Origin of the sequence: Chryseobacterium lathyri, assembly GCF_003290185.1 — a bacterium.
In the GTDB taxonomy this organism is placed as follows: Bacteria; Bacteroidota; Bacteroidia; order Flavobacteriales; family Weeksellaceae; genus Chryseobacterium; species Chryseobacterium lathyri.
On the sequence record NZ_QNFY01000003.1, the window covers coordinates 45,093 to 61,840 of the forward strand.

The window sequence follows — 16,748 nt, forward strand, 5'->3', positions numbered from 1 at the left end:
TGTCATGGTTTTAAAACTTGACAAGGATCTTAAAAAGCTCTTGAATCCATTTACAGACTGAAAGCGCCTCCATCTCCCATCTTCCCGCTTCCATCCTTTATAAAATCTGCGCGCTTTCCTTAATGCTGTTCATTACAAAAATACTTTTCGTCTGCCCGATTCCCTCAATTTCAGAAAGCTTATTGACAAAAAACTCATGAAACTCATCCATATTCGGAGCAAGGATCTTAAGCATGAAATCAAAATCCCCGCTGATGTTGTAAAACTCTACAACTTCTTTCAGTTTTCCTACTTCTTCAATGAACTTTCCGGCTGTTTTTTTATTGTGAACATTCAGGGCAATCATGCAGATCACCATCATGCCTTTATTTACCTTTTTACGGTCTAGTACAGCCGTATACTCCCTGATGATGCCAAGCTTTTCCATCCGCTTAATCCGTTCATGAGTGGGTGTGGGGCTTAAATTGATCCTTGCGGAAATATCACGCACACTCATTTTGGCATCCTTCTGTAGCAAACGCAGGATAGAAAGGTCCTTTTCATCGGGAATGTAATGTTCTGCGGTCATTTGTTCTGTTTTTAAGCTTGTTATTAATGGTGATAGTGTATTTGTTCTTTTAAATTTGATAAAAATACAAATTTGTTCCAAATTTACTATATAATTTTTACATATGTTCTTTTAAAATTAATTTTGCAGGAAATTTGAATCTATGAGTACAAGGAAAAATTTAATATTAATATTAGCATCAGTAGGAACTTTTGTAGAGGCTTTGGATATTGCCATTATTAATTTAACGATTCCTTCTATTCAGGAGCAGTTTCATATTGGGGCGGAGACTGTACAGTGGCTGCAAACCCTTTATGTACTGTTTTTTGGAGGTTTCCTGATCATTGGTGGAAAACTTTCGGACCAGATCGGGCGTAAAAAAATATTCCTTATTGGAGCTCTTATTTTTATGCTGACATCATTGGGAGCGGGACTTTCGCAAAGCTTTGAAGTCTTGGCTGTATTCCGTGCCCTTCAGGGACTGGGAGCGGCTTTGATCATGCCTTCCGCTTTATCCATTGTGACGAATACTTTCAGGGGAGAACAGGAACGTAACCGGGCGATCGGGATTTTCAGTTCGTTTGCTGCGATCGGTTCCGGAAGCGGGCTTTCTGTAGGAGGAATTATCAGTACTTATCTAAGCTGGCACTGGGTTTTCCTGATCAATGTTCCTATTCTTTTATTGACCCTGATTTTTGCCTACCAGTACCTTCCTGCAGATGAAAAAAGCGAAGCCGGACAAAAAACAGATCTCATTTCAGGAATGCTGCTGGTTTTAGGCCTGCTGAGTCTTACCTACGGAACCCATGAATTGGTTCATATCAAAGAAAATCCAATGATGATCATCGGTTCTCTGGTACTTGCTGTTTTACTTTTGACTGCTGTATTTATCAGACTGAAATCTGTAGCTCAGCCTTTGATCGATTTACAGTTATTGAAACACAGATCGCTGATGATTTCTAATGCAGTTTTCTTTACACTGGGAGCATTTTTCATAGGATTTCTTTTTCTAATTTCATTAATGCTTCAGAAAGATATGGGACATAGTGCAGCATCAGCAGGGTTGATGCTTGTACCGTTCAGTATCATGTCTGCACTGGCAGCAAAATTTGTTTTACCTCATGTTTCCAAGAGATTAAGTTCTTCACAAATGGGTGTTTTCGGATGGAGTTTTATGCTGACAGGCGCTTTATCCTTACTGATTGCGGTGTATACAGGGCATCCTTTGGCAGTGGTATTGTTGGGAGCAGCCTGTATTTCAGGAATCGGAATGACCTTCTGTTTTACGGCACTTTCGGTGATGGGAATTCAGGATGTGGAACCTTCTCATTATGGTGTGGCCTCCAGCTTAAGTTCTACCAGTTATTTTCTGGGAGCGGGTATCGGCCTTTCGTTCATGACTCTGATGAGTCAGATCTTTCCGTCAAAATATGCGGTTGGAGATTTGAGTTTAATCATCCTGGTAGGTTATGCTTTACTGGCTCTTGGAATGCTTTTGTATTTTATCTTTAAAAGTTTAAAAATCAGGCAGACGGAAATTGCTGTTTCATAAAAAGAGAAATATGTATAAAACCATGATTTTAACGCAAAGAAATTATTATTCCTTTCTATTTGAGGAGAGCAAAGAAGACGGCTCTGCCGTTGATTAAGCTGTAGTATAAATATTTTGAATACACCTGCTTCCTTTCGTAGTTTAGCCTGTATCATGGCCTAGGAAGCTGTAGCGTTAAGAAAATTATAACTTGATTCGTTAAAAAATTCCCACTGTCTGAGTGCGGTAAGAATATTGAACCGAAGAGGTAACAATGAATCCGCACGAGTTTGGGAATTTTAGGAGCAAGTTTTAATTTTTAGCGAAAGATTCCAGTCTTGAATTTTTGGTTAATTTTGTTTCAAGACAAAAGAACGTATAAAATTATAATAGTTATTGGCTTATAAATATGTCTGATAGTATCATTTTTATTATGGCCGATAATGTTGGCCTAGGAAGCTGTAGCGTTAAGAAAATTATAATTTGATTCGTTAAAAAATTCCCACTGTTTGAGTGCGGGAAGAATATTGAACCGAAGCGGTAACAATGAATCCGCACGAGTTTGGGAATTTTAGAAGCAAGTTTTAATTTTTAGCGAAAGATTCCAGTCTTGAATTTTTGGTTCATTTTGTTTCAAGACAAAAGAACATATAAACTTAAATAAATATTATTACCGATAAGTTCAGTTTTTATTAAAAATATACAAACTATATGAAAAAGGATCGGCATTATTGTGCCGGTTCTTTTTATTTTAGCAGCATGAAAATACAGATCATTAGCGACCTTCATCAGGAATTCGGATCGACTGATTTATTTTTTGATCATGCGGATGTTATCATATTGGCCGGAGATGTTAATCTTGGGACCAAAGGAATTGAATGGATCAAATCAAAAATAGGAAATAAGCCTGTCATCTATGTTCTGGGAAATCATGAATATTATAAAGGTTCCTATCCTAAAACCTTAAACAAGATAAAACAGGCAGCTGAAGGATCCAATGTATTTGTTCTTGAAAATGAATCCGTGGATATTGACGGAATCAGATTTCACGGAGCCACACTATGGACGGATTTTTCTATTTTCGGAAATCCTTTACATTACGGAATGATCTGCCAGCCGATAATGAATGATTATAAAATGATCAGACGGGATCCTTCCTATTCAAAAATGAGGACCATTGATACCTTTAAAATTCATCAGTTTTCAAAGCTGTGGTTAAAAGAAAGTCTGGAAAACTCTAAAGGCTTAAAGAATATTGTCGTTACCCATCACGCGCCCAGCATTCAGTCTGTTCCGGAACAGTACAAAGAAGATCCCGTGACTTCCGCTTATGCCTCCAATCTTGAAGATTTCATTACAGAGCACCAGCCACTGTACTGGATTCATGGGCATATCCATACCCTATGCAGATACAACATCGGGAAAACCGAGGTGATCTGCAACCCGCATGGCTATATCGATGAAAAATATAATGGATATGAAAAAGAATTGATCATTGAATTGTAAAATCAAAGAGTTTTCTCTATCCACTTAATCTTTTTTTGATTTTGCCCCTTTCACTCAAATACCCTAATTTCGTACTCTAATTCATCCTTCATGGCTAAAAAGTCTACCGAAAACCCCTCAGAATTTGTATCCGTATTTACTTTTGAAGAGCTTCTTCGGGATGTAGAGTTTGATCTCAGGGTAAAGGAATTTGTGGTCATGGAAATTGATAAGGCTAATTATCTTATCAAGCTCAATACCCCATACCGTTCAGACTATTTCTGCATTTTTATGGTCCAGCAGGGAAGTATTCGTTTCAGGTTGGATGACAAAAGCTATGATGTATCGGAAGGCGATGTCATTTTCTGTCCTTTTTCAGAAATATTCTGGGTAGATATGATCTCAGAAGAATACAAAGCAAAATATATCTTCTTTTCCCTGGAATTTATTTCTGATGCCGGATTTAATTACAAATCGAATGATGTATTGAAAAGCCTTTCAGCAGATCCTACTCACATTATCAGAAATGAACCTGATCTCTACAGAAGGCTGGATTTCCACCTTGATGAGCTAAAGGCCCTTAACAATGCGGAGAAAGAAGATTATTACTTCAATGAAATGATCTGGCATCACTTTTCACTCGTGATCTATGAGATCGACAATTATTTCAAAAAGATTGAAAAACCCCATCAGGTGACCCATCGTGAGGATGAACTGACAACCAGCTTCTTTACGCTGGTTCGGGAACATTTTAAAGAAGAGCATAATGTACAGTTCTATGCCGACAAACTCTGTATTAGCCGGAAATATCTAACCAAAGTGATCAATAAGACCATGTTCAAATCCCCTAGAGATATTATTCATCAGGTATTGGCTGTGGAAGCAAGACTTCTTCTCAGGAACCCGAACCTCAATGTCAATCATGTTGCGGTGGAGCTGAAGTTCTCTGATCAGGCGTCTTTCAGCAAATTTTTTAAAAAGCATGTTGGGAAATCACCATTAGAGTACAAAAAAGATGATTTGTATTGACAATCAGTGTTTTGTATTTTGGAAATTTTATAATTGATGTCTTTTTGCTAAATTATTGCTGTTTTTTGATACAAAAAGTGGAATTATATTATTTATGTATTCTATTGAAGGTGTTAAATGATATTTCTCATGTTTTGAAGAATCAGGAGTCTTTTTGACAAAACAAGGAGTTTTTTGAATATTTCGATTGAATTTTTTTAAGGCGAATTTTGCCCCGTAAATTTAAAAGGAATATTGTTATGCAGAGATTTTTTATTCAAAAATCAACTATACTTTTCCTCTCGCTGATCGTCTTGGCGGGGTGCAGGAAAAACAATCAAAACCAGGCTTTTCAACAGCAGGCCCCTGAACTTCCGATAGAAAAAGTGAAGCAGGGAGACGCTTCTGTTTCCAGAGAATATGCAGCATCCGTGGAAGGAATTTCCAATGTAGAGATCAGACCACAGGTTACGGGATATTTAAGCAAGATCTTCGTAGATGAAGGAGATTATGTAAGAGCGGGACAGCCTCTGTTCAAAATAGAAGACCAGATCTTCCGCGAGCAGATGAAAAGTGCTCAGGCAGCCCTGATCACAGCTCAAGCCAATCTTTCCACTTCCAAAATTGATCTCGACAGAAAAAAGGAATTATTACGAAACAAAATGGTCTCTGATATTCAGGTGAAAGAAGCGGAAGCTGCTTACAACGCAGCAAGAGGAGCGGTAAGTCAGTCGGTATCTGCGATTGAATCCGCAAAGATCAATCTTAATTTCTCTACGATCAAAGCTCCGGTAAGCGGATTTATCGGGAGGTTCAATTACCGTCTGGGAAGCTTAATGACGCCCTCCAATCAGGAGCCGATCACGCTTTTATCAGACATTCATGAGGTTTATACCTATTTCAGCATGAGTGAAAATGACTTCAACAGCTTCCAGAAACAACGGGCGGGAAGCAACATCAATGAGATCATCAAAAACACACCGGCAGTTTCTCTTCTGCTTTCCGGAGGCGAAAAATATGCACAGACCGGAAAAATAGATGCGGTGGAAGGACAGTTCAACAAAACCACAGGTTCCATCACTTTAAGAGCAAAATTCACCAATCCGGACAACCTTTTGAGAAGCGGGAATACCGGGAAAATTGTGATGGACCAGTTTTACAGCAACGTAGTTCTTCTTCCTGTAGCTTCTACGAGAATCATTCAGGATAAGATCTTTGTATTCTCCATCAAAGGAGGAAAAGCAGTGATGCTTCCGGTAGAAGTCACTGGAAAGGCCGGAGATAATTTCATCGTATCAAAAGGATTAAAAGCCGGTGATGAGTACATCGTAACAGGTTTCGACAGACTGCAGCCGGGAACGCCCGTAGTGGCGCAGAAAAAGAATGCTCAACCGAAAAAATCGTAAGAAAAATCATGTTAAAGACCATTATAAAAAGCCCCGTACTGGCAACGGTTATATCCGTATTGCTTGTTATTCTGGGTATCGTCGGTATGATCAGTCTGCCGATTACAAAATTTCCCGATATTGCTCCACCTACCGTAATGGTAACGGCTGCCTATCCGGGAGCCAACGCTGAAACAATTGCAAGATCCGTAGCACCGCCATTGGAAAACGCCATCAACGGGGTTGAAAATATGGACTATATTACGTCCACAGCTAGTAACGACGGTATGTTAAGTATCACAGTCATCTTTAAACTGGGTACAGATCCGGATCAGGCTGCCATTAACGTTCAGAACAGGGTAGCGCAGGTGACGAACCAGCTTCCTGCAGAAGTTATTCAGGCCGGAATCACAACGGTGAAGAGACAGAACAGTATGATTGCGATGGTTTCATTAACCAGCAAAGATGGTAAGATGGACGATCTTTTCCTTGAAAACTATGCTAAAATCAACATCGTTCCTGACCTGAAAAGGGTAAAAGGAGTAGGAGATGCCATGGTATACGGAAACAAGGATTACTCCATGAGAGTATGGCTTGATCCCAATAAGCTGACCTCTTATAACCTTACACCAGCAGATGTTTCACGCGCGATCCAGACTCAGAACCTTGAGGCGGCACCGGGAAGATTCGGGGAGAGAAGTAAGGAAGCGATGGAATATGTTCTTCGTTACAAAGGCAAATTCACTGAGCCTGAACAGTATGAAAATATTACGATTAAAGCACTGAGCGACGGTTCTGTTTTAAAATTAAAAGATGTTGCCAAAGTAGAATTCGGGGCGTATAGCTATACCGTTTCTTCTAATTTCAATAAAAAACCGTCGGTGACGATGGCTATTTTCCAAATGGCGGGATCTAATGCCAACGAGGTGCAGATCGCCCTTCAGGAAAGAATGAAAGAGCTTGAAAAATCCTTCCCGGAGGGAATGGCCTATGAAATTCCTTATGCGACGAAAGAAGCTTTGGACCAATCTATTGATCAGGTAATCCATACTTTGATTGAGGCATTTATCCTGGTATTCATCGTGGTGTATATCTTCCTGCAGGATTTCCGTTCTACGCTAATTCCGGCTATTGCGGTTCCGGTGTCTATTGTGGGAACGTTCTTCTTTATGAATTTGTTTGGTTTTTCTATTAATATCCTGACGTTGTTTGCCCTGGTACTGGCCATTGGTATTGTGGTGGATGACGCCATTGTCGTCGTGGAAGCAGTCCATGCTAAAATGGAACATAAAAAGCTTAACCCAAGGGCTGCGACCATGTCGGCGATGAGTGAAATTACGGGTGCTATTGTTTCCATTACCCTGATTATGTCTGCGGTATTCGTTCCGGTAGCCTTTATGAGTGGTTCTACAGGATTATTTTACCAGCAGTTTGCTTTGACATTAGCTATTGCCATTGTAATTTCAGCGGTTAATGCATTGACATTGAGTCCGGCTTTGTGTGCTATATTTTTGAAACAGCACCATCCGGGTACTCATGAGAAAATGAACTTTAAAGACCGTTTCTTTGCTGGTTTTAATGCAAGCTTTAATAAACTGACCTTCCGTTACGGAAAAGCGATTCTGTTCCTGTTAAAAAGAAGATGGATAGCAGCCATCATCATTGTTGGATTTGGAGGTTTGTTCGCATGGATGTCTATGACGACGCCTAAAGGATTTATTCCTGATGAAGACCAGAGTTTTATCATCGTAACCGCCAATCTTGCTCCGGGAGCTTCCAAAGACAGGACCACCAAAGTAGTTTCTGATACGGAAGACCTGTTAATGAAAAATCCCGCAGTAGAAAAAGTGATTTCGGTGGATGGACTGAACTTATTCAGTGGATCCATGTCATCTTCAGCAGCTTCTATTTTCGTTAAACTGAAAAAAACAGAGCAAAGAGGAAATGTAAGTAATATCAATGACATTATCGGTCAGGTTCAGGGAACACTTTCCCAGGATAAAAGAGCGAATTTCCTTGTCATCAATACACCTACGGTAGACGGTTTCGGAAATACCAGCGGTATGGAGCTTGTGCTTCAGGACCGTACCAACGGCGAACTTCAGAATCTCGGAAATATCTCTTACGGAATGATGGGCGCCTTGATGCAGAGACCGGAAGTAGCGGTGGCATTTACAACATTTGACGTAACCTATCCGCAGTTTGAAGTGTTGGTAGATGAGGTGAAAGCAGCTCAGCTTGGAGTGAATGTTTCCGATGTGTTGGGCGTGATGCAGGGCTATTACGGAAGTATTCAGTCTTCGGATTTCAACAGATTCGGGAAGTATTACAGAGTACTGGTTCAGTCTACTCCGGAAATGAGAGAAGACAAAGAATCACTGAACGGTATTTTCGTTAAAAATAATTCAGGCGAAATGGTTCCTATCAATACATTGGTTAGCTTAAAACAGGTGACAGGTGCAGAAGTGGTAGACCGTTTCAATCTTTTCAACTCCTCGAACTTAACGGTAATGCCGGCTCCGGGATTCAGTACAGGACAGGCGATGACGGCTATTGATGAGGTGAGCAAGCAGGTACTTCCTCCGGGATACACCTACGATTACAAAGGAATGAGCCGTGAAGAAGTAAGTGCAGGTTCACAGTCGGTGATGATCTTCGGATTGTGTATTGTGTTTGTATTCTTCCTTTTATCGGCACAATATGAAAGTTATGTGCTTCCGTTTGCTGTACTGATCGCGATTCCTGTAGGTTTATCAGGTGTATTTGTTGGAATTACCATGGCCGATCTTTCCAATAATATTTACGTTCAGATTGCCTTGGTCATGTTGATTGGTCTCTTAGCTAAGAACGGGATTTTGATTGTGGAGTTTGCCATTCAGCGTAGAAGAGCAGGAAAAAGTCTTATTGCTTCTGCGGTTGAAGGAGCCAAAGCCCGTCTGCGTCCGATTCTGATGACGTCATTGGCATTTATTGCGGGGCTTCTTCCGTTGCTGTTTGTGATAGGACCATCAGCGTTAGGAAACCATTCTATCGGATATGCGGCGGTTTCCGGGATGATTTTCGGGACTGTTTTAGGAATTTTCGTGGTGCCGGTGCTTTTTGTAGTCTTCCAGGCTTTACATGAAAGAATGAGCGGAAAAGTAATAACGGAAGCCGACTGGGAATATTAATCCAAATGATTATTAAAATGAATTCAATTAAAAATATAGCATATATCGCATTGATCTCAGGAGTTGCCGTTTCGTGCAAAGTTCAGAAATATGAACAGCCTGAAGTGAAAATGCCTGAAGCTTTCAGAAGTGACAGTATCGTTGCGGATGTTCAGGACAATATAGCAAAGACCAGCTACAAGGACTTTTTTAAAGACCCGGTTCTGGTTGGTCTTATCGACAAAGCCATTGCACAGAATAATAATTTTCTTGTGGCATTAAAACAGATAGAATACGCCTCCCTTGCTTATAACCAAAGCAAGTGGGGGAATGTTCCCACCATCAGTGCAACGGTAGGAAATGCCAGTATCAGCCGACCTTCAGACAACAGTATGAACGGAATGATGGCCGGACAGTTCATGGGAAAAAAATATACAGAAGATTATACCACATCGGTCAACATTTCATGGGAAGCAGATATCTGGGGAAAGATCAGAGGAAGAAAAGAACAGGCTCTGACAGAATATCTTAAAACCCAGGAAGCGGCAAAAGCGGTGAAAACCCAGCTGGTGGCTTCAGTAGTGCAGGGATATTACAACTTACTCATGCTGGATACCCAGTTGCAGATCACAAAATCCAATCTGGAATATTCGGATACGACCCTGAAGTTTTTAACCAAGCAGCAGGAATTAGGTTTAACGACTGCTCTTGCCGTGCAGCAACAGGAAATTGTAAAAGATCAGATCTTAAAGACGATTCCTGCCATTGAAAGTTCTATCGCAGTTCAGGAAAATGCATTGAGTCTTCTGACAGGCTCCATGCCTGATAAGATTGAAAGAAGTGCAAGCCTGAATAATGTACAATCGCCGGACAGAATTGCAGCAGGAATTCCTTCAGAGCTGTTAAGCTACAGACCGGATATTAAAACCGCAGAACTCGAAGTAAGGAAAAGTGCAGCAGCTATTCATGTTGCAAAAGTGAGCATGTATCCTTCCCTGAATATTACTGCTCAGGGTGGACTGAATGCTTTCCAGGCCAGTCACTGGTTCAGTGTTCCCGGTTCACTTTTCGGAATGGCGGCAGGAATGATTGCACAGCCTATTTTAAACGGAAAACAGTTAAAAACGCAGTATGAGCAGTCTAAAGTGCTGGCAGATCAGGCTGAAATTAATTTTAAACAATCCGTTTTAAAAGCGGTTGGAGAAGTTTCTGATGCGCTGGTACAGATCCAGAAGCTGGAAGAACAGCAGAAAATTGCAGAAGGATTAGCTGCGAAATCCGGTGAAGCCGTGAAGAAAGCTGATATTTTATTTAAATACAATTCAGCAACATATGTGGAAGTAATCATCGCGCAAAGCAATAAGCTTCAGGCAGAACTGGACCTCGCTTCCCTGAAAGCCCAACGCTTAAATGCTATTACATCTCTATATAGAGCGGTTGGCGGCGGCTGGCAATAAAGTAAAATGAAACCTGCTTCGTCTATAAGGATGCAGCAGGTTTTTAAACTATAATCATTATGAAGAATACAAATATACATGAAGGTATTATTCTTATTCCTGATTTCAGCGGGTTTACTGAATTTGTGTTCAATACGAAACTTTATACAGGAGAATATATTGTAAGACAACTACTATCTACGCTAATCGATATGAATGATCAGTATTTTGAAATTTCTGAGATCGAGGGCGATGCCATTTTATTTTACAGATATGATGACAAACCGTCCTATCAGAATATTTCAACGATGCTTTGGAAAATGCGGGATGCTTTTAACCAAAAGATAAAAGAATTGAGCAAGGAGCTCAGTACAGCCATTGACATGTCGTTGAAATTCATCGTTCACTATGGAAAGTTTTCACAGTATACGATCGGAAATTTTAAAAAGCTTTACGGTAAAACAGTAGTAGAGGCCCATCAGATGCTGAAAAATGAATTTGCCGAGCAGCCGTCTTACGCCCTGTTCAGTAATTCTTTTCTGGAAAACAGCGGAAACAGCGAGTCAGAAACCAATACACAGAAATATCATCTGCCGGAAGGAGGAATGATTCATTATTTTGAAAGTGTCAACTAGCATATCTATTTTTTAATCCTTGTAAATTTGCTATGTGATGCCCGGGCGAGATCCGGGCATTTTTTTTGTGGATGAAAGTGACAGGGGTTCTTGATAGTATCACTTGATATTATCATAAGGTGTATGGTAAAGAAATTACTATTGAAGTCAATGCTGACGAAGGAATTGAGTAAAAAAAAGAAACTAAAAAAATAAGTAGCTCTTTCAATCTGTAGTACCGACCAATCATTGACCTAAGAAACTGGAGCGTAAAGAAAATGAAATCTGTGAACGTAAAGAAAACTCTTTTGTCTGAGTGCGGGACAAAATAAGATTCTAAACATAGAGCGCTACCGCACGAGTTTTAGAGTTTTTAGAGAACAGATTTCATTTTTAGCGGAAGGTTTTAAGTCTTGAACTTTTGGTTCATTTTGCTTCAAGGCAAAAGAACATTAAATAAAAAAAAAGCAGGTTCAATGGAACCTGCTTTACATTATATTTTTACAATACTATTGTCAATTACTTCAATGTAAACTTCACCTTCGTCTTAATCGCATCCGAAGAATTTCCAATCTGCGCCTCAAAATCTCCAGGCTCAGCCGTCCATTCATGCTTATCTGCATCAAAATAGCTCAATGCCGTTTTATCAATCGTGAAAGTCACTTCCTTCTGCTCACCGGGATTTAGATATACCTTTTCGAAACCTTTCAGTTCCTTTGCAGGACGTGGTACAGAAGCTTTATTATCACTGATGTATAACTGGGCTACTTCAGCACCGGCTTTCTTCCCTGTATTTTTTACAGTTACGGTGAATGTGATCTTATCGTCCTGGGATATCACTTTTTTATCAGCAGAAGCCTTTCCAAACTCAAATGTAGTGTAGCTCAATCCATGCCCGAAGCTGAACAAAGGCTTGATTTTCTTCGTATCATGCCAACGATAGCCTACAAAAACACCCTCATTATAAGTAATATTGATCGGGTTTTTCTGATCTTTTCCTTTTCCGGCTGCCAGTTCATCTTTTTGTCCCGGATATTCTCCCAACTGATGGGCTGAATTATCTTCCAGCTTCACAGGGAAAGTAAACGGAAGTTTTCCCGACGGGTTTGCATCACCAGCCAATACAGAAGCGATAGAATTTCCGGCCTCGGAACCAAGATACCAGGACTGTACAACAGAAGGAACTTCTTTAATCCATGGCATAGCCACCGCGTTTCCGGAAACCAGAACAACTGCAAGATTTTTATTCGCTTTTGCTAATGCGGAAATCAAATTGTCCTGATTGTAGGGAAGTCCGTAACTTTTTCTGTCGTTCCCTTCACTGTCCTGGAAGTCAGACTTATTCAATCCTCCTACGAAAATCACATAGTCGGATTTTTTGGCTAATTCTACAGCTTCGTTCAATAATTCAGCTGCAGAACGGTCATCTTTCAGGTCCTGTCCGGATTTTACCCCGTTATATTCTCCGCCGATGTCACCTACATAACCCCTTGCATACTGTACATCAGTCTGCTTTCCAAACCTGGATTTGATTCCGTCTAATGGAAGGGTTTCATATTTTACTTTTAAAGAAGAAGATCCGCCGCCAACCGTCATGATCTTGATGGCATTTTCACCGATAACGGCAATTTTTTTAGCTTTATTAATATCGATAGGAAGTATATTTCCCTGATTTTTCAGCAAAACAATTCCTTCTTCGCCAATCTCTTTGGCTACGGCTTTATGTTCTTCAGAAGCAATATTTCCGAAAGGTTTATTCCTGTTCATCGTAGTTTTGTAGGCTAAACGAAGTAATCTGGTTACTTTATCGTCAAGTTCCTGTGTTCCTACTTTTCCAGCTTTGATGAGGTCTAAATAAGGTTTTGCTAAATAATAATTGTCGTAAGCATTTTTAGTTCCGGCAGAAAGTCCATTCGTCCAGCTCCCGAATTCAAGATCCAGTCCATTATGGATAGCCTGTTCCGTATTGTTGACCGCTCCCCAGTCCGATACTACAACGCCTTTATAACCCCATTCTTTTTTCAGAATGTCATTTAAAAGATATTGATTCTGGCTGGCATACTGATTTTTGTACATATCATAAGCACCCATGATCGTCCAGGAATCCCCTTCCGTTACTGCTGCTTTGAAAGGTGGAAGATAGATTTCATAAAGCGTCCTGTCATCTACATTAACATTGCTTGTATGACGGAACATTTCTTGATTGTTTAGAGCAAAATGCTTCACAGAAGTCGCTACACCATTGGATTGCACCCCCTGGATGTACGGAACTACCATTTTTGAAGTTAAATAAGGATCTTCACCCATATATTCGAAGTTTCTTCCGTTCAAAGGTGTTCTGTAGATATTGACACCGGGTCCGAGAAGAATATCTTTTTTTCTGTATCGGGCTTCTTCGCCCAGAGCTTTTCCATAATTCCAGGACATTTTTTTGTTCCATGTTGCAGAAAGCGCAGTGAGGGCGGGGTAGGCAATGATAGAGTCATTCGTCCAACCGGCCTGGTCCCATTCGTCCCACATCACTTCCGGACGTACGCCGTGAGGACCGTCTGTGGTCCAGAATTCAGGAATTCCCAGTCTTGGAACACCGGGTGAGCTGAATTTGGACTGTGCATGCAGCATAGCCACCTTTTCTTCTACGGTCATTCGGGAAAGAGCATCCTGAATACGCTGCTCTACAGGTTTTGATTCATCTAAATAAACGGGTTGAGTATGATTCTGAGCCATATATGAAGCGGCAATAAAAGTGAATAAACTTACAATGGCGGTTTTTTTGAACATAAAATGCCTTTTTATTGATTAACAACAAAAGTAAGTAAAATTTTTATTATCTCAAATTGAGAAAATAAATTTAATCAATAAATTTATTTGATCTCGGGCTTCGAAGTTTGAGGGTAGGAGAGTGGGGGGTATGGGTTTCGTATTCCTAGGTTTTGAGCTCTAAACCTCTCTGGCTCTTAAACCCCAGTAACCGTAACAAATTCATCACCAATTACTCATTACTGATCACTCATGATCCTCCCATCCCTTTACAGCGCCACCTTTAAAGATCTCATCAGCTTTTTTAGCCACTTCATCAGACTGGTAGGCCTTGACAAAGTTTTTAACTTTGGCAGAATTTTTATTGTCATGGGTCGCAACGATTACATTGACGTATGGAGAATCTTTATCCTCGCTGAAGACGCCCTGTTTAGCAGGATCTAATCCAGCTTGTGATGCGAAATTATTGTTGATAATCGCGATAACTACTTCTTTGTCGTCCAAAACTCTTGGAAGTTGTGGAGCTTCAATCTCTAGGATTTTAAGCTGCTTAGGATTTTCGGTGATATCGGTAACTTTTGGCAGTAATCCTGTTCCTTCTTTCAGTTTTAAAAGTCCGTTTTTCTGAAGAAGAAGGAGGGAACGTCCTTCGTTGGTGGGGTCATTGGGAATCACAATTGTACTCCCGTTCTGAAGCTGGCTGATTGTTCTGATCTTTTTTGAATAAGCTACAATAGGATACACAAAAGTATTTCCTACCACAGCCAGTTTATAGCCTCTCTGCTTCGACTGCTCGTTCAGGTAAGGAACATGCTGGAAAGCATTGGCTTCAATATCTCCGTTGTTCAAAGCCTCATTAGGGACCACATAATCATTGAAGGGAATCAGTTCCACATCAAGATTGTATTTTTCCTTGGCTACTTTTTTAGCAGCTTCGGCAATTTCCAGTTCCGGGCCGTAAGTAATTCCTACCACGATATGATTCGGATCATCTTTCTTTCCTGAACATGCGTTGAATACGAGAAGTCCAGCCGCTAAAACGGCTATGATTTTTATCTTTTTCATTAGATTTTTTTATCATTAAGGTAGCTGAGGCACTCGAAGCCACCTTTAATTATTAGAATTATATTTTAAATTTCCGGTTTTTGACTTACCTGTGATCAAATTTTTTAGCCAATCTGTCACCCGCAAACTGAATAATAAACACCAGTGCTACCAACAGCACTAATACCACGTTCATAATCACAGCATCATAACCGATGTAACCGTATTGATATCCGATCTGTCCCAGTCCACCGGCTCCCAAAGCTCCACCCATTGCAGAATAACCCACCAAAGTGATCAGGGTGATCGCTGCATTGTTGATCAGGGAAGGAAGCGCTTCAGGAAGCAAGACTTTCCGGATAATCTGCAAAGGGGATGCACCCAAAGCTCTGGCTGTTTCTATCAAGCCATGCGGAACCTCAAGAAGGCTGTTTTCTACCAGTCTGGCGATAAACGGAGCTGCTCCTACACTTAACGGTACCAAAGCGGCATTCATACCGATGGAAGTTCCAATGATCACCCTTGTGAAAGGGATCATCCAGACAATTAAAATAATAAAAGGAATGGACCTGAAAATATTAACCAGAATAGAAATAATCCTGTAATAAATTTTGTTTTCCAGCAGCTGTCCTTTTCTTGTTAAAAACAATAAAATTCCTACCGGAAGGCCTAAAACAAATCCAAAAAATCCTGAAACAAACGTCATATAAACCGTCTCCCAAAGTCCCTTTCCCAAAAGAGCAATTACCGAGTCACTAAGCATATCCTTTTACTGTATTTTGAATTTTATTCTGGTTAAAATAATAGATCGCTTTCTGGTTTTCTTCGGTTTCACCCTGCAGCTGAAGCAGAAGTTTTCCGAAATTAGAGTCACCGAGATATTCTACATCGGCTTTCAGAAGTCGGTAAGGTATTTTGTATTGATCATAAAGCGTTGAAAGCAGTTTTTCAACACTGATATGTTCATTGAGTTCTATTTCAACCAGCGGAAATAAACCGTCTTGCGGCTCTTTCTGAAGTTTTTTATTGAGTTCCTGAGGAATCGTCATGATATCTGAATTTATAAATTGTCGGATCACCGGATTTTCTTTATCCGAGATGATCTCGCTTAATGTTCCTTTTGCTAATAATTTTCCTTTGTCTATAACCGCCACATGATTGCAAACGGCCTTGATGACTTCCATTTCATGCGTGATAAGCAGGATGGTAATACCAAGCCTTTGGTTAATATCCCTCAAAAGCTGCAGAATAGACTGTGTGGTTGCCGGATCCAGCGCGCTTGTGGCTTCGTCACAGAGAAGGAGGTAAGGATCATTCGCTAAAGCCCTTGCGATGGCTACTCTTTGCTTCTGCCCTCCGGAAAGGCTTTTGGGGTAATCATTGGCCTTTTCTTCCAGTCCTACGATCTTCAGCAGTTCATTTACTTTTCTCTTAATCTCATCTTTACTGATGTGATCCAGTTCTAATGAAAGTGCTACATTATCAAAAACCGTTCTCGAGGAAAGCAGATTGAAATGCTGGAAAATCATACCTATTTTTTTCCGTTCAGCAGCGAGCTGTTTTGAGCTTAGCTGAATGAAATCCTTCCCGTTGATGATGATCTGACCTTCATCAGGTCTTTCCAGAAGATTCACAGTACGGATCAAAGTACTTTTTCCTGCCCCGGAAAACCCGATGATCCCAACAATATCTCCTTTTTCTATGCTCAGGCTTACCTGATCCAGAGCTTTGAAGGACTGCTTTTTCTGATGAAATGTCTTTGAAATGTTTTTGATTTCTATCATTTTTA

General features: G+C 40.4%; 12 protein-coding genes. 7 read left to right on the plus strand and 5 right to left on the minus strand.

Translation table 11 applies throughout. The features are described 5' to 3' along the window. Positions 1–97: 97 nt before the first annotated feature. Positions 98–568, minus strand: a complete 471-nt coding sequence (locus DRF61_RS04440) for an Lrp/AsnC family transcriptional regulator (protein WP_111954483.1) — start codon at positions 566–568, stop codon at positions 98–100. 142 nt (positions 569–710) lie between these two features. Between DRF61_RS04440 and DRF61_RS04445 the strand changes: the two genes are divergently transcribed. From DRF61_RS04445 to DRF61_RS04475, 7 genes are all read left to right on the plus strand, one after another. Further along, positions 711–2,099 carry an MFS transporter gene (locus DRF61_RS04445; RefSeq protein WP_111954485.1) on the plus strand — a complete coding sequence of 463 codons (1,389 nt, stop codon included), beginning with the start codon at positions 711–713 and terminating at the stop codon, positions 2,097–2,099. 690 nt (positions 2,100–2,789) lie between these two features. After that, the gene (locus tag DRF61_RS04450; RefSeq protein ID WP_228452580.1) at positions 2,790–3,584 is read left to right on the plus strand and encodes a metallophosphoesterase; all 795 of its coding nucleotides are present in this window, start codon (positions 2,790–2,792) and stop codon (positions 3,582–3,584) included. A 90-nt stretch (positions 3,585–3,674) separates the two neighbouring features. Beyond that, positions 3,675–4,592 carry a helix-turn-helix domain-containing protein gene (locus tag DRF61_RS04455; protein WP_111954487.1) on the plus strand — a complete coding sequence of 306 codons (918 nt, stop codon included), beginning with the start codon at positions 3,675–3,677 and terminating at the stop codon, positions 4,590–4,592. 239 nt (positions 4,593–4,831) lie between these two features. Beyond that, positions 4,832–5,977: an efflux RND transporter periplasmic adaptor subunit gene (locus DRF61_RS04460; protein WP_111954489.1), complete on the plus strand. Its 1,146-nt coding sequence runs from the start codon at positions 4,832–4,834 to the stop codon at positions 5,975–5,977. An 8-nt stretch (positions 5,978–5,985) separates the two neighbouring features. Beyond that, positions 5,986–9,126, plus strand: coding sequence for an efflux RND transporter permease subunit (locus DRF61_RS04465; protein ID WP_111954491.1), 3,141 nt, complete (start codon positions 5,986–5,988; stop codon positions 9,124–9,126). 17 nt (positions 9,127–9,143) lie between these two features. Further along, positions 9,144–10,562 carry an efflux transporter outer membrane subunit gene (locus DRF61_RS04470; RefSeq protein WP_111954493.1) on the plus strand — a complete coding sequence of 473 codons (1,419 nt, stop codon included), beginning with the start codon at positions 9,144–9,146 and terminating at the stop codon, positions 10,560–10,562. A 59-nt stretch (positions 10,563–10,621) separates the two neighbouring features. Continuing rightward, a complete protein-coding gene (locus DRF61_RS04475; protein ID WP_111954495.1) occupies positions 10,622–11,176 on the plus strand; it encodes a DUF2652 domain-containing protein in 555 nt (184 codons plus the stop codon). A 498-nt stretch (positions 11,177–11,674) separates the two neighbouring features. On the opposite strand, the gene DRF61_RS04480 is transcribed toward DRF61_RS04475, so the two are convergent. The 4 genes from DRF61_RS04480 to DRF61_RS04495 all read right to left on the minus strand — a co-directional run bounded on the left by DRF61_RS04480 (position 11,675) and on the right by DRF61_RS04495 (position 16,743). After that, the gene (locus DRF61_RS04480) at positions 11,675–13,936 is read right to left on the minus strand and encodes a glycoside hydrolase family 3 C-terminal domain-containing protein (RefSeq protein ID WP_111954497.1); all 2,262 of its coding nucleotides are present in this window, start codon (positions 13,934–13,936) and stop codon (positions 11,675–11,677) included. A gap of 225 nt (positions 13,937–14,161) precedes the next feature. After that, on the minus strand, positions 14,162–14,980 hold the full coding sequence (gene metQ / locus DRF61_RS04485; RefSeq protein WP_111954499.1) for a methionine ABC transporter substrate-binding lipoprotein MetQ: 819 nt from the start codon (positions 14,978–14,980) through the stop codon (positions 14,162–14,164). Positions 14,981–15,065: 85 nt separating this feature from the next. Then, positions 15,066–15,722: a methionine ABC transporter permease MetI gene (metI, locus tag DRF61_RS04490; protein ID WP_111954501.1), complete on the minus strand. Its 657-nt coding sequence runs from the start codon at positions 15,720–15,722 to the stop codon at positions 15,066–15,068. After that, positions 15,715–16,743 carry a methionine ABC transporter ATP-binding protein gene (locus tag DRF61_RS04495; RefSeq protein ID WP_111954503.1) on the minus strand — a complete coding sequence of 343 codons (1,029 nt, stop codon included), beginning with the start codon at positions 16,741–16,743 and terminating at the stop codon, positions 15,715–15,717. The genes metI and DRF61_RS04495 overlap by 8 nt, the downstream gene beginning before the upstream one ends. Positions 16,744–16,748: the final 5 nt, after the last annotated feature.

Bases quoted from the DNA above. Each gene is read 5' to 3' on its own strand.
- DRF61_RS04440 (WP_111954483.1), bottom strand. From the start codon at position 568: ATGACCGCAGAACATTACATTCCCGATGAAAAGGACCTTTCTATCCTG.
- DRF61_RS04445 (WP_111954485.1), top strand. From the start codon at position 711: ATGAGTACAAGGAAAAATTTAATATTAATATTAGCATCAGTAGGAACT.
- DRF61_RS04450 (WP_228452580.1), top strand. From the start codon at position 2,790: ATGAAAAAGGATCGGCATTATTGTGCCGGTTCTTTTTATTTTAGCAGC.
- DRF61_RS04455 (WP_111954487.1), top strand. From the start codon at position 3,675: ATGGCTAAAAAGTCTACCGAAAACCCCTCAGAATTTGTATCCGTATTT.
- DRF61_RS04460 (WP_111954489.1), top strand. From the start codon at position 4,832: ATGCAGAGATTTTTTATTCAAAAATCAACTATACTTTTCCTCTCGCTG.
- DRF61_RS04465 (WP_111954491.1), top strand. From the start codon at position 5,986: ATGTTAAAGACCATTATAAAAAGCCCCGTACTGGCAACGGTTATATCC.
- DRF61_RS04470 (WP_111954493.1), top strand. From the start codon at position 9,144: ATGAATTCAATTAAAAATATAGCATATATCGCATTGATCTCAGGAGTT.
- DRF61_RS04475 (WP_111954495.1), top strand. From the start codon at position 10,622: ATGAAGAATACAAATATACATGAAGGTATTATTCTTATTCCTGATTTC.
- DRF61_RS04480 (WP_111954497.1), bottom strand. From the start codon at position 13,936: ATGTTCAAAAAAACCGCCATTGTAAGTTTATTCACTTTTATTGCCGCT.
- metQ (WP_111954499.1), bottom strand. From the start codon at position 14,980: ATGAAAAAGATAAAAATCATAGCCGTTTTAGCGGCTGGACTTCTCGTA.
- metI (WP_111954501.1), bottom strand. From the start codon at position 15,722: ATGCTTAGTGACTCGGTAATTGCTCTTTTGGGAAAGGGACTTTGGGAG.
- DRF61_RS04495 (WP_111954503.1), bottom strand. From the start codon at position 16,743: ATGATAGAAATCAAAAACATTTCAAAGACATTTCATCAGAAAAAGCAG.